13 protein-coding genes are annotated in these 11,871 nt (G+C 57.4%); 9 read left to right on the forward strand and 4 right to left on the reverse strand.

Annotated elements, in window-relative coordinates; translation table 11 throughout:
* Positions 1-66 precede the first annotated feature (66 nt).
* From EE949_RS25010 to EE949_RS25020, 3 genes are all read left to right on the forward strand, one after another.
* On the forward strand, positions 67-1,317 hold the full coding sequence (locus EE949_RS25010; RefSeq protein WP_122666752.1) for a 2-aminoadipate transaminase: 1,251 nt from the start codon (positions 67-69) through the stop codon (positions 1,315-1,317).
* Between the two features lie 165 nt (positions 1,318-1,482).
* Positions 1,483-2,883, forward strand: coding sequence for a 2-oxoadipate dioxygenase/decarboxylase HglS (hglS, locus tag EE949_RS25015; RefSeq protein ID WP_122666753.1), 1,401 nt, complete (start codon positions 1,483-1,485; stop codon positions 2,881-2,883).
* A 207-nt stretch (positions 2,884-3,090) separates the two neighbouring features.
* Positions 3,091-3,435: a hypothetical protein gene (locus EE949_RS25020; protein WP_122666754.1), complete on the forward strand. Its 345-nt coding sequence runs from the start codon at positions 3,091-3,093 to the stop codon at positions 3,433-3,435.
* On the opposite strand, the gene EE949_RS25025 is transcribed toward EE949_RS25020, so the two are convergent.
* Together EE949_RS25025 and amaA are read right to left on the reverse strand one after the other, a co-directional pair.
* Positions 3,436-3,642: a DUF6434 domain-containing protein gene (locus EE949_RS25025; RefSeq protein ID WP_122666755.1), complete on the reverse strand. Its 207-nt coding sequence runs from the start codon at positions 3,640-3,642 to the stop codon at positions 3,436-3,438.
* Positions 3,643-3,765: 123 nt separating this feature from the next.
* Positions 3,766-5,052, reverse strand: coding sequence for an L-pipecolate oxidase (gene amaA / locus EE949_RS25030; RefSeq protein ID WP_122666756.1), 1,287 nt, complete (start codon positions 5,050-5,052; stop codon positions 3,766-3,768).
* 392 nt (positions 5,053-5,444) lie between these two features.
* Between amaA and EE949_RS25035 the strand changes: the two genes are divergently transcribed.
* From EE949_RS25035 to EE949_RS25045, 3 genes are all read left to right on the forward strand, one after another.
* Positions 5,445-5,858: a DoxX family protein gene (locus EE949_RS25035; protein ID WP_122666757.1), complete on the forward strand. Its 414-nt coding sequence runs from the start codon at positions 5,445-5,447 to the stop codon at positions 5,856-5,858.
* Positions 5,859-5,907: 49 nt separating this feature from the next.
* A complete protein-coding gene (locus EE949_RS25040) occupies positions 5,908-6,927 on the forward strand; it encodes an alpha/beta hydrolase (protein WP_122666758.1) in 1,020 nt (339 codons plus the stop codon).
* Positions 6,928-7,153: 226 nt separating this feature from the next.
* Positions 7,154-7,351, forward strand: coding sequence for a hypothetical protein (locus EE949_RS25045; protein ID WP_122666759.1), 198 nt, complete (start codon positions 7,154-7,156; stop codon positions 7,349-7,351).
* A gap of 377 nt (positions 7,352-7,728) precedes the next feature.
* Here the strand turns inward: EE949_RS25045 and EE949_RS25050 are convergent, their stop codons facing one another.
* Positions 7,729-7,923 (reverse strand): hypothetical protein, encoded by a 195-nt coding sequence (locus EE949_RS25050; protein ID WP_122666760.1) that lies wholly within the window; start codon positions 7,921-7,923, stop codon positions 7,729-7,731.
* 173 nt (positions 7,924-8,096) lie between these two features.
* Between EE949_RS25050 and EE949_RS25055 the strand changes: the two genes are divergently transcribed.
* The 3 genes from EE949_RS25055 (at position 8,097) to EE949_RS25065 (ending at position 10,470) form a co-directional block, all read left to right on the forward strand.
* Positions 8,097-8,477: a low affinity iron permease family protein gene (locus tag EE949_RS25055; protein WP_122666761.1), complete on the forward strand. Its 381-nt coding sequence runs from the start codon at positions 8,097-8,099 to the stop codon at positions 8,475-8,477.
* Positions 8,478-8,591: 114 nt separating this feature from the next.
* Positions 8,592-9,716: a DUF3182 family protein gene (locus EE949_RS25060; protein ID WP_122666762.1), complete on the forward strand. Its 1,125-nt coding sequence runs from the start codon at positions 8,592-8,594 to the stop codon at positions 9,714-9,716.
* Entirely contained in the window at positions 9,700-10,470 is a 771-nt protein-coding gene (locus tag EE949_RS25065) for an alpha/beta hydrolase family protein (RefSeq protein WP_122666763.1), read from the forward strand. The genes EE949_RS25060 and EE949_RS25065 overlap by 17 nt, the downstream gene beginning before the upstream one ends.
* A 190-nt stretch (positions 10,471-10,660) precedes the next feature.
* Here EE949_RS25065 and EE949_RS25070 read toward each other — a convergent pair whose 3' ends face one another.
* The gene (locus tag EE949_RS25070; RefSeq protein WP_122666764.1) at positions 10,661-11,851 is read right to left on the reverse strand and encodes a zinc-dependent alcohol dehydrogenase; all 1,191 of its coding nucleotides are present in this window, start codon (positions 11,849-11,851) and stop codon (positions 10,661-10,663) included.
* Between the last annotated feature and the right edge of the window lie 20 nt (positions 11,852-11,871).

An 11,871-nucleotide genomic window follows, 5' to 3' on the forward strand; every position in this document is an offset into this window, starting at 1 on the left:
TTTCGCTTGTGAGTGATTGGCTTTACTCGCTTATATAGGCGCAATCTCTCCGGGCAGACATTGATAATGAGTCGCGAAAACATCAGTCAGTCGATTTCTCATGTTCATCCTCTGACGCTCTCCCACGGTAAAAACGCCGAAGTATGGGACACCGACAACAAGCGCTACATCGACTTTGTTGGCGGCATTGGCGTGCTCAATCTAGGGCACACCAATGCTCAGGTGGTGGCCGCCATTCAGGATCAGGCCACCCGGCTCACGCACTACTGCTTCAACGCCGTGCCTCATGAGCCCTACGTCAAATTCATGGACAAGCTGGAGAAGTTTGTCCCGGTGTCTTACCCGCTGAGCGGCATGCTCACCAACAGCGGTGCTGAAGCGGCCGAAAACGCGCTGAAGATCGTGCGCGGTGCCACGGGTAAAACTGCGGTTATCGCCTTTGATGGCGGTTTTCATGGGCGCACGCTGGCCACGCTGAACCTCAATGGCAAAGTCGCGCCATACAAGCAGAAAGTCGGCGTGTTGCCTGGCCCGGTGTTTCACATCCCCTATCCGAGCAAGGACAACGACGTCACTACCGGGCAGGCGCTCAAGGCGCTTGACCGGCTGTACAGCGTTGAAATCGACGTCAACGATGTGGCCTGTTTCATCTTCGAAGCGGTTCAGGGTGAAGGTGGCTTTCTGGCCATGCAGCCCGACTTTGCTCAGGCGTTGCGCAGGTTCTGTGACGACAAGGGCATCCTGCTGATCGCTGATGAAATCCAGTCAGGCTTCGGCCGTACCGGGCAGCGCTTTGCTTTTACGAGGCTGGGCATCGAGCCCGACTTGATCTTGTTGGGCAAAAGCATTGCGGGCGGCATCCCGATGGGCGCGGTGGTCGGGCGTCGGGCACTGATGGATACGCTGCCTAAAGGTGGCCTTGGCGGTACGTATTCCGGCAACCCGATTGCCTGCGCGGCGGGTATCGCCAGCCTCGATCAGTTGAACGACGAGAACCTGTCGGCCTGGGGCGAGATGCAGGAAAACATGATCGTCAGCCGTTACGAAGCATGGCAGGCCAACAAATTGTCGCCGTATCTTGGACGGCTGACGGGCGTTGGCGCCATGCGCGGTATCGAATTGATCACCGCCGACGGCGCACCCGGCACGCAGCAGTTGGCACAATTGCTGGAAGCGGCTCGTAACGCGGGGCTGTTGCTGATGCCCAGTGGCAAGTCGCGGCACATCATCCGCTTGCTGGCACCGCTGACGATTGAGCCTGAAGTGTTGCGCGAAGGGCTGAATATTTTTGAGCGGTGTCTGGCTGGGTTGGAATAACGTGTGAACTGACACCAGCCCCGTGGGAGCGAATTTATTCGCGAAGACTTTTATACAGACAAAACCTGGCTATCGAATGTACCGGCCCCTTCGCGAATGAATTCGCTCCCACAGGATGGGACCAGGCACAGATTTCAATGACCCCTGAGGTGGAGAATCCCCGCAATGACAGCTTCAAGCTTCGCTAACCGTGACGAGATCCGCGCCCGTTTTTCCCGCGCGATGTCGGACATGTACAAAACCGAAGTGCCGCTCTACGGGACGTTGATGGACCTGGTCGCAGAGACCAATGAAGGCGTGCTGACGCGCAACGCCCAGGTTGCGCAGAGCTTGAAGCAGACCGGCGAAATCCAGCGGTTGGACATGGAGCGTCATGGCGCAATCCGCGTCGGCACCGCGACCGAACTGGCCACACTAAGCCGCCTGTTTGCGGTCATGGGCATGGAGCCCGTGGGCTACTACGACCTGACGCCTGCCGGCGTGCCCGTGCATTCCACGGCTTTTCGCGCCGTGCATGAACACGCCCTGCAAGTCAGCCCGTTTCGGGTGTTCACGTCGCTGCTGCGCCTGGAGCTGATCGACAATGCCGAGCTGCGGGATTTCGCCAGCCAGGTGCTGAGCAAGCGCAACATCTTCACCCATCGCGCACTGCAGCTGATTGAAAAATCGGAACTGGACGGCGGCCTGACTGAAGCCGATGCACAGGACTTCGTTGAGCAGGCGCTGGAAACGTTCCGCTGGCACAGCACTGCAACCGTTAGCCTGGAGCAGTACAAACAGCTCAACGCCCAACATCGACTGATTGCTGACGTCGTGGCGTTTCGAGGCCCGCACATCAATCACCTGACGCCACGCACACTGGACATCGACACGGTGCAGGACGGCATGCCGAAAAAAGGCATCACGCCCAAGGCCGTGGTGGAAGGTCCGCCGCGTCGCGAGTGCCCTATTCTGCTGCGCCAGACCAGTTTCAAGGCGCTGGAAGAGGCCATTACGTTTGTCGGTCAATCCGCCACTGAAGCAGGCAGCCACTCGGCCCGCTTCGGTGAGATAGAACAACGTGGCGCAGCGCTGACGCCTAAAGGCCGCGAGCTGTACGACCAATTGCTGAACGAGGCCCGGGACGCGCTGGGTGAATTCCCCAACGAAGGCAACGCGGTGCGCTATGCGGAACTGCTGGGGAAAACTTTCACGGCGTTCCCGGACAGCTACGAACAGATGCGTGCGCAGGATCTGGCGTACTTCCGCTACTTCGCTACCGAGAAAGGTGCTGCGATGGGCGCGGGCGTACAGCAGAGCGCCGACCTTGAGCAGTTGATCGAGGCGGGTTACATACACTTCGAGCCGCTGGTGTATGAGGATTTCCTGCCCGTTAGCGCGGCGGGGATTTTCCAGTCCAACCTGGGCGACGACGCGCAATCCCATTACGGCACCAGTTCGAATCAGCAGGACTTCGAACGCGCACTGGGGCGCAGCACCATCAACGAACTCAAGCTCTACGCCGACACCCAGCGCCGCTCATTGCTGGAGTGCTCGCAAGCGCTGGGGATCGCGCCGCTGGCGTGATTCGTACACGTTGCCCTGTTGCCCTGTAGGAGCTGACGAGCAGCGCGAGGCTGCGATAGCGGTCTGTCTGACACGCCACCATCGCAGCCTCGCGCTGCTCGTCAGCTCCTACAGAAATCCGTTATCGATCAGGGAGTGATGTGGTGTCTGACGACCTATCCTTGCTCAAGCGTTCCCCGTCTGCTGCTTAAGCAAAGGTGACGAAACATGAGCAAGTTATGGAGGCGGTATCTGGATCTGCTGGACCACGATCTGAATACCAAGGTGTTCGACAACGTCAAAAACCTGCTGGTCTGCGCATTGCTATTTGCCGCAGGCAGCAGCGCCCTGAACGGTAATCACCAGGTTTTCATGGGGTTATGGGGATCGCAGATGACGGGGCTGGGGCTGATCGTGGTATCCACCGTGCTGATGTTGATGAACATCAGCGACGGTCTGCATCGGCTGGCCAAACTGCGCTACCACGTCCTGCTGCAGGTGTTCTTTTGCCTGCTGTATTTGATTGTGGCGGTGCGGGTGGTGGAAATTGTCTGGGGCTTCCGGGCGGACTGATCAGCCCTGCCGACGGTGCCACTCATCGGCAACATCGCCCATGGTCTTGGGGGTTTCGTTGCGAATCCAGGCCATGAAATCCCGATCAAACTTGAAGGCCGCACCGCACTGCTCAAGCATGAAACGCCGCACGTTCTGGGTGTTCTTGTAGGTCTTGTCGACAGGGGTGGCGCGGGTGATGGCGTTGCTGTGCCAGTCGGTAGGCATAGGGAAGTCCTGAAGTCGATGGAGAACCTGTGGGAGCGAATTTATTCGCGAAGGATCGAAAATGTATCGGATGTAATGGCCCTTTCGCGAATAATTCGCGCCTACAGAACCGCTACTCCGGCCTTAAAGAATCACCCGCAAACACTGCCCCGCATGATACAGGTTGAAGCCGGTTTCATAGGCCAGCGCGCGCACGCCTGCGCTTTTCAGCTCATGGGCTGGCGCGAACGGGATGGGCAGCACGCTCGGGTCATCCTTGACCAGAAAGTCCGCGAAGGCTTTGCCCATGACCGTCCCCGTGGTGTTGCCGCGACCGTTGTAGCCATTAGCCGCAACCAGCCCTGGCGCAGGCTCGAAGAGTTTGACCATGTGATCAGGGGTGAAGTCGATGCAGCCCGTCCAGTGCATCTCCCATTGGACGTTGCCCAGTTGCGGGAAGTAATGGCCCTGAATGCGGTCCGCCCAACTGCGGATGAACCAGTCAGGTTTGTTGTTCATCTTGCCCATGCTGCCGAGGATCAGACGCCCCTCGTCATCACGCCGAATACTGCTCAGCACCATGCGCGTGTCCCAGGAGCCCTGACCGTGCTTGAGCACTTCATCCGCGGCGCTTGAGGTCAACGGCTCGGACGCGACGTTGTAGTAATAGCCCTTGAAGAAATTCTGTTTGATACCGGCCCACTCGCCCTCGGTATAGGCACCGGTGGAGACCACGACCTTATCAGCCGTGACCGCACCACCGACGGTGCTGACGATCCATGCCGAGCCTTCACGAGTAACGGCTTGCACGGGCGAGGTCTGGAAGATCCGCCCGCCAAGCTTGAGCACGGTCTCTGCCAGGCCAACGGTATAAGCCATCGGGTTAATCGTGCCGGCACGCCGGTCGAGCAACGCAGTCGGGATTTTATCGGTGCCGCAGTACTCACGGCACTTTGCGCCGGTCAGCAACTCGACATCGGCACCACGGCGCTTCCATTGATCGTGACGCGCTTCGATGTCTTTGGCGCCATTGGCGTTGTGCGCCATGTGCAACGTACCGTCGTGACGCGCCTGGCAATCGATGCCGTATTTTTCGATCAGGTCAAAGACCAGCGCGGGCGCCAGGCCCATGACCGTATTGAATTTTTCGCCTACGCCCGGGCCGAGAATCGCAGCAGCGTCATCAGGTGCAATCCAGCTACCGGCATTGACCAGCCCGACGTTGCGCCCCGAGCCACCAGTGCCAATACGCGTGGCTTCGAGCAGCGCGACAGACTTGCCGCTTTCCAGTAGATGCAGTGCGGCGGACAAGCCAGTGATACCGCCGCCGATCACGCACACATCGACCTTGAGCGACTCACTCAGGGCAACAGGTTGAATCTGACGAGTCGTGACTTGCTCCCACAAACACTGTTCACGCAACTGATCCATCTCGACTTAATCCCCGCCCGAACTGAACACGAAAAAACCTGACTCATTCTTGATCCGATGCAAGGGCAATACCAAACGACCTTTACTCCGGATATCAGTCGGTTTCGGCATGATCTCGGAGGATTTGCAGCGGTGAGGCCTACCGAGATGTGTAGGAGCAGAGCTTGCTCTGCGATGAGGCTGGACGCGGTTCACTTCAGATCGCGTCCAGCCTCATCGCGAACAAGCTCTGCCCCCACAAAAACACACCTCACAATTGTCCCGTCTTAGTTGACAGTAAAACCGTTTACAGCCGATTTATCACATCTCGCTGCATCTCTACTATTCGCTCCATGGTGCTGACACAGACCCCAGCACACAAATCTGACTGATTCGACTTTGGAGCAACAACCATGAACACCAACACTCAAGCAGCTTTCACTTCTCTGGCTGGCCGCGCACTGCTCGCCTCTTTGTTTCTGTTCAGCGGCTTCGGCAAGCTGGCCGCACCGGCCGCCACCAAGGGCTACATCGCCGCCAGCGGCATGCCTTTTCCGGACCTGGCGTTCATCGCGGCACTGATCGTTGAAATCGGCTTCGCCATCGCTCTGGTGCTGGGCTACAAGGCGCGCCTGATTGCGCTGCTGATGGCTGGCTTCACCGTGGTTACCGCAGTGGTCTTCCACAACAACTTTGCTGATCAGGGCCAGTTGATCAACTTCCTGAAAAATATCGCCATCGCCGGTGGCCTGCTGCAGATCGCTGCGAACGGCGCAGGCGCTTTCAGCCTGGATGCCCGTAGCCGCAAAACACTGGCTATTGCCTGATCAACATTCGAACGACTTCTGACCATTAAGCATTCAAAGGACCATTGCCATGAACATCATCAAGAAAGCCACTGCACTGACCGTACTCGCTCTGTCTATCAACACCGCTTTCGCAGCCGACACCCCGTACATCGAGCACCAGACCCAAGGCTTCCTCAACGCCCTGGCCGCAGGTGGTGGCAAACCGCTTGAACAGTTGAGCCCCAAAGAGGCACGCGCCGTGCTCACCGGCGCACAGCAATCGGTAAAAGTTGATCTGTCGGGTGTGCAAGTCAGCGACCGCAGCATCAAAGTGGCAGGCGAATCGATCGATCTGAAAATCGTCCGCCCGGCCAATGTCAAAGGTGATCTGCCGGTGTTCATGTTCTTCCATGGTGGCGGTTGGGTACTGGGCGACTTCGCCACTCACGAACGCCTGATCCATGATCTGGTGGTCAACTCCGGCGCGGTAGCGGTGTACGTCAACTACACGCCGTCTCCCGAAGCGCACTACCCGACTGCAATCAATCAGGCTTACGCCGCGACTAAATGGGTGGCTGAGCACGGTAAGGAAATCGGCGTCGATGGTTCGCGTCTGGCGGTGGCCGGTAACAGCGTCGGCGGCAACATGGCAGCCGTGGTCAGCTTGATGGCCAAGGAACAGAACACCCCGAAACTGCGCTTCCAGCTGTTGCTGTGGCCGGTGACCGACTCGAACTTCGAGACCGGTTCGTACAACGAATTTGCTGAAGGTCACTTCCTGACCAAAGGCATGATGAAGTGGTTCTGGGACAACTACACCACCAGCGCTACAGAGCGTGCGCAGATCCACGCTTCGCCACTCAAAGCGACAATCGAGCAACTGCGCGGCCTGCCGCCAGCGCTGGTACAGACCGCAGGTGCCGATGTGTTGCGTGATGAAGGCGAGGCCTACGCCCGTAAACTGGATGCTGCCGGTGTTGCTGTAACCACCGTGCGTTACAACGGCATGATCCACGACTACGGCCTGCTCAACCCGCTCAGCCAGATTCCGCAAGTACAAGCCGCGATGCGTCAGGCCGGTACTGAGTTGAAGGCACACTTGAACTAAGCATCTCGTTAAATCTGATACTAAAACGCCGCTACTGCAACACGCAGAGCGGCGTTTTTGTCGTTTGAACAAAGGGCGTTTTGGTCAATAAATACGGGCACGTTACGTTCATCGGTTTGGTAATTTTTGTGTAGCTCATTTGCCATTTTCGGTGCAGGATTTTCCCGACGTTTTCAGCCGCCGTTGATCGGCGTTTCGTTCACCTCACTGATGGAGATGCTTGCTTATGCTTATCCAAATAGAAGAAGGGACTCACGGCGCCAATTGGGTCGTGAAGCTGGACAATTACCCGGTTAAATGTCGCAGCCTGGACGAAGCACGTGAATTTGCTAACAAAATGACATCACGCATTAATGCCCCTCATACATTGCCGGGACAGTTCAGTGCTACTTCGGTTAAACAAGCGGCGGCACATGCGCGCTAATGATCAAGTTATGACCCGGAAAATAAAGAGCCCGGCTAATTGCCGGGCTTTTCGTTTCTGCGACATCCTTTTCACATGATTTTCACGGGATCGCTTTTAACCTAGCGTCACTCCTGTTGAATCTCCTGACCCGCCTCGTAGCGGGTCTTTTTTTGCCTGCGATTTGGAGTTGCAACCGAAAGCGAGCCAATATCACCGTCCCGTGGGAGCGAATTCATTCGCGAAGACTTCTCAGCAGGCAGCAAATCTTCAGCGGATGTAACGACCTCTTCGCGAATGAATTCGCTCCCACAAAGCTTGCGTCCCGCTTTGGATTTAACACCTTAGAGAACAAGGCTTTGCACGCTAGAGGAGCTATGGAAGTCCCAATAGCAAATCTACTGAACGTTGCTTGCAGCCTCATTGCTGACAACCGTTTTTTCGCTTATCAGCGCACCTTCAGCCACTATCGCAAGCCGGTCCGAGCGAGTGCCATCCATAATTTTGCTGCTCCACTGCCCTGCCATCGCCGCCATCCAGGCAAACAGGAACAGTGCGATCCCTTGCAGGGCCCATCTCGCGATCATCGGCATAACATCTCTCCTGTCACTCACTTGATGAGGGGATGTAAACACTTCAGCGTTGCAAAACAATTTCACTGTAGATGAAGTTTTCGCCGTCGGTCTGGATGAAAGTATTTGTAAGAAGAAATTTCAGGATTCATGTGTGGTCTCTAATGAACAGAATCCATGAAAGGCTGCACAGCATGAAGTTTTCCCGATTTGCCCAAGGTCTCTCCAAGTGGGCTGGAAGCGCACGAACATTCATCGCGGCCATTGCCCTGATCTGCCTGTGGGCCATTTCCGGTCCCTGGTTTCATTACAACGACACCTGGCAACTGATCATCAACACCTCCACCACCATCATCACGTTCCTGATGGTATTCCTGATCCAGAACACCCAGAACCGCGACAACGATGTGCTGCACATCAAGATTGATGAGTTGCTGCGTGTGACCAAGGACGCACAGAACGCACTGCTGAGCCTGGACAAGCTGGACCATAAAGAGCTTCGGGCGCTGCGTAAGGAATACAGCGCCATTGGCGATAGCGAATCGCTGGGAGCAACACCCAAAAGCGAGCTTTGATCAGGTTCCGGTGGTCCGCCGCCGGGAACTCTCGGGCGCCACAGCGATTCAGAGTTCATGAAGCCGACACATAAAATCTCGTAGCGAGGCATTGGCCTACACAGGGAGTCGTCCATGAGCGGATCCGGAACGAGCACTGAAAAAGCTGCAGTAGTTCTCCTGCCCACCCATAAAAAACTCGCGACCCACGAAGTGGTTGTCCATCAAAAACTGGCAGAGAAAATCGCGACACTATTAGGCTGCGAGTTTCTCGGTCTGTACGACAGCGCCATTCACAAGGGCATGAACCTTTACTACATCCCGTCTGACACGTTGATTGGCAAGCAGGAAAACAGCGCGCTGAATATTCAGTCTGCCGATGATCTGTTCGGTGGTTTGATTGCCGAGCCTTTCATGGCCACCAAAGCCATCTCCCACCCGCTGCTGGACGATGCCACGGCGCAGCCGCCAGGCTGGTCACGGCAGATTCATGAGGAGGCCGCCGACTCGGTTCTCGCAGGCTTTACCGTCTTCAATGAAGCGGACGCGATGCGCGCAGGCAAACTGGTTCTGGCCAACGGCTCTGCGCGGATCAAGCCGGTGCTGGCAACCGCAGGACGCGGGCAAATCGTTGCCACCGATCAAGGTGAGCTCGACGCCGCTCTCGCCGAGCAAGACATGGAAGAGGTCGCAACGTGGGGCCTGGTGATTGAGGAAGATCTCACTGACGTCATCACGCTGAGCGTGGGCCAGGTTCAGGTCGCCGGGATCACCGCCAGTTATCACGGCACCCAATGCCTGACCGAAGACAACAACGGCGAGACGGTCTACGGCGGTTCTACGCTGTGGGTGGTGCGCGGCGGTTATGACGCGTTGCTTGCGCTGGAGCTTGAGGAGCCGGTCCGCCGCGCTGTCAGCCAGGCCATGCATTACGAAAATGCCGCCCTTGAGCACTTCCCGGACTTCATCGCCTCTCGGCGCAACTACGACATCGCACAAGGCACCAATGCCAAGGGCGAGCGCTGCTCGGGTGTGCTCGAACAGTCCTGGCGAATTGGCGGTGCGAGCCCTGCCGAAGTAGAGGCGCTTCTCGCCTTTGCTGCAGACCCGGCGTTGCAACGCATCTGTGCGTCGACTCACGAAATCTATGGCGAGACCACGATCCCGGCGGATGCCAGCGTACTTTACGAAGGCGACGACCCAGACGTTGGTTTCATCAGCAAATTCACAAAGGTCAAACCTTATGAGTGTGAGCAGTGAAAGCATTGAGATTGCCGTCGATGGCCAATCGATTTCCGGGACAATTCTGACCCCCGGCGCAAAAATCCCCGGCATTCTGTTCGTCCACGGCTGGGGCGGCAGCCAGCAACGAGACCTGGCGCGAGCCAAGAACATCACCGGCCTGGGATGTGTCTGCCTGACCTTCGATTTGCGCGGGCATGAGCGCACCCATGAAATGCGCGGCAAGGTATCGCGAGAGCAAAGCCTGGCCGACTTGCTCGCGGCCTACGACCGACTGGTCAGCCACCCGGCGGTCGACAGCGAAGCCATTGCCGTCATCGGCAGCAGTTACGGCGGCTATCTGGCAACCATCCTCAGTTCCATGCGTCCCGTCAAATGGCTCGCCTTGCGGGTGCCTGCGCTGTACTGGGACGCCGATTGGCAGATGCCCAAACAAGAGCTGGACCGCGACAAGCTCGCTCACTATCGCCGCTCAGCCGTGACCGCCGCAGACAACCGGGCGCTGGCGGCCTGCAAAGAGTTTCAGGGTGACGTGCTACTGATCGAGTCCGAGCAGGATGACTACGTGCCGCACGCAACGCTGATGAGCTATCGCGGCGCATTCGAGCTGGCCCACTCCCTCACCTATCGCCTGGTGGATGGCGCGGACCATGCGCTGAGCAGTGATCTTAGCCAGAGCATCTACAGCTCGATGCTGACTAACTGGATCAGCGAAATGGTGATCGGTGCCCGTCTCGTGGATTACCCGCACCATTCGGCGAAGTATTCCTGAGGTATATACACCTTGCTCACACAGATGTGATGAACCTCACGATTGTGGGGACATTGTGGGACCGGCTTCAGCCGGGAAAGCGGTATTTCTGACGAGTCATTATCTGTTGCGGCCTCTTCCCGGCTAAAGCGTGAGGCCGCCCAGCCGGCCCCACTTCAGCATCTAGGCAAACAGAGAATCCCCCGCAGAATCAATCGCCCTGCCGACCATCAAGCCCCGGCACCAGAATCACCTTGCGGCACTCCTCCTGCTTCTTGTCAAACAGTGTGTAGCCCTCGGCGGCATTTTCCAGCGACATGCGATGGGTAATTATCGCCTCTGGTTCCAGCGCGCCACTTTCGATGTGCTCCAGCAGTTCAGGCAGATAGCGCTGCACGTGGGTCTGGCCCATCTTGAACGTCAGGCCTTTATCGAACGCGTCGCCGAACAGGAAGCCATGGATAAAACCGGCGTAAACGCCCGGCACGCTCACGACACCGCCCCGACGTACCGAAGCGATGCACTGACGCAAAGCCTTGCCGCTACTGCCTTCCAGTTTCAACGTTGCCAGAATGGTTTCGGTGGTGCTGCCTTTGGCCTCGAACCCGACCGCGTCGATCACTCCATCCACGCCGCGCATGCCACGCGTCTGCTGGATGATGGTATCAGCCGGATCATCGTCCTCGTCGAAGTTGATCGGGATCACGCCGTATGTACTTTGCGCGTAGCTCAGGCGGTATGGGTGGTGATCGACCATGAAGATTTTCTCCACGCCGAGCATTCGCGCACACGCTGCACTGAGCAGACCTACCGGCCCAGCCCCGTAGATTGCCAGACTCGAACCCTGACCTACACCGCTGTTGAGCACCGCTTGCCAGGCAGTAGGGAGGATGTCGGAAAGGAACAGCACCTTTTCATCGGCGAGCGTGCCCGGCACTTTGAATGGGCCGGTATTGCCTTTGGGCACCCGCACATACTCAGCCTGCCCGCCCGGAATGCCGCCGTACAAATGGCTGAAACCGAACAATGCCGCCCCCGGTGGAATGGACTTCTTGTTGAGGATCGCGCCACGCCCGGTGTTCGTGGTTTCGCACGCTGCGAACTGATCCAGCTGGCAGAAGAAACAACTGCCACAGGCAATTACGAATGGGATCACAACCCGGTCGCCAGGCTTGACCGTTGTCACCTGAGAGCCGACTTCTTCGACGATGCCCATAAATTCATGGCCGAAAATATCGCCCGACTCTGTTGCAGGGATCTTGCCGCGATACAAGTGCAGATCCGAACCACAAATGGCCGTTGCGGTGACTTTCAGCAAAACGTCATCGACTTCTTCAATGACCGGATCAGGAACGGTATCGACTCGAACATCGTGAGCGCCGTGATAAGTCAGTGCACGCATTTTTCTCTCCTTGCAGGCAT

The organism is Pseudomonas viridiflava (assembly GCF_900602065.1).
Taxonomy (GTDB): domain Bacteria; phylum Pseudomonadota; class Gammaproteobacteria; order Pseudomonadales; family Pseudomonadaceae; genus Aquipseudomonas.

Bases quoted from the DNA above. Each gene is read 5' to 3' on its own strand.
- EE949_RS25045 (WP_122666759.1), top strand. From the start codon at position 7,154: ATGCTTATCCAAATAGAAGAAGGGACTCACGGCGCCAATTGGGTCGTG.
- amaA (WP_122666756.1), bottom strand. From the start codon at position 5,052: ATGGATCAGTTGCGTGAACAGTGTTTGTGGGAGCAAGTCACGACTCGT.
- EE949_RS25035 (WP_122666757.1), top strand. From the start codon at position 5,445: ATGAACACCAACACTCAAGCAGCTTTCACTTCTCTGGCTGGCCGCGCA.
- EE949_RS25070 (WP_122666764.1), bottom strand. From the start codon at position 11,851: ATGCGTGCACTGACTTATCACGGCGCTCACGATGTTCGAGTCGATACC.
- EE949_RS25025 (WP_122666755.1), bottom strand. From the start codon at position 3,642: ATGCCTACCGACTGGCACAGCAACGCCATCACCCGCGCCACCCCTGTC.
- hglS (WP_122666753.1), top strand. From the start codon at position 1,483: ATGACAGCTTCAAGCTTCGCTAACCGTGACGAGATCCGCGCCCGTTTT.
- EE949_RS25050 (WP_122666760.1), bottom strand. From the start codon at position 7,923: ATGCCGATGATCGCGAGATGGGCCCTGCAAGGGATCGCACTGTTCCTG.
- EE949_RS25055 (WP_122666761.1), top strand. From the start codon at position 8,097: ATGAAGTTTTCCCGATTTGCCCAAGGTCTCTCCAAGTGGGCTGGAAGC.
- EE949_RS25040 (WP_122666758.1), top strand. From the start codon at position 5,908: ATGAACATCATCAAGAAAGCCACTGCACTGACCGTACTCGCTCTGTCT.
- EE949_RS25020 (WP_122666754.1), top strand. From the start codon at position 3,091: ATGAGCAAGTTATGGAGGCGGTATCTGGATCTGCTGGACCACGATCTG.
- EE949_RS25010 (WP_122666752.1), top strand. From the start codon at position 67: ATGAGTCGCGAAAACATCAGTCAGTCGATTTCTCATGTTCATCCTCTG.
- EE949_RS25060 (WP_122666762.1), top strand. From the start codon at position 8,592: ATGAGCGGATCCGGAACGAGCACTGAAAAAGCTGCAGTAGTTCTCCTG.
- EE949_RS25065 (WP_122666763.1), top strand. From the start codon at position 9,700: ATGAGTGTGAGCAGTGAAAGCATTGAGATTGCCGTCGATGGCCAATCG.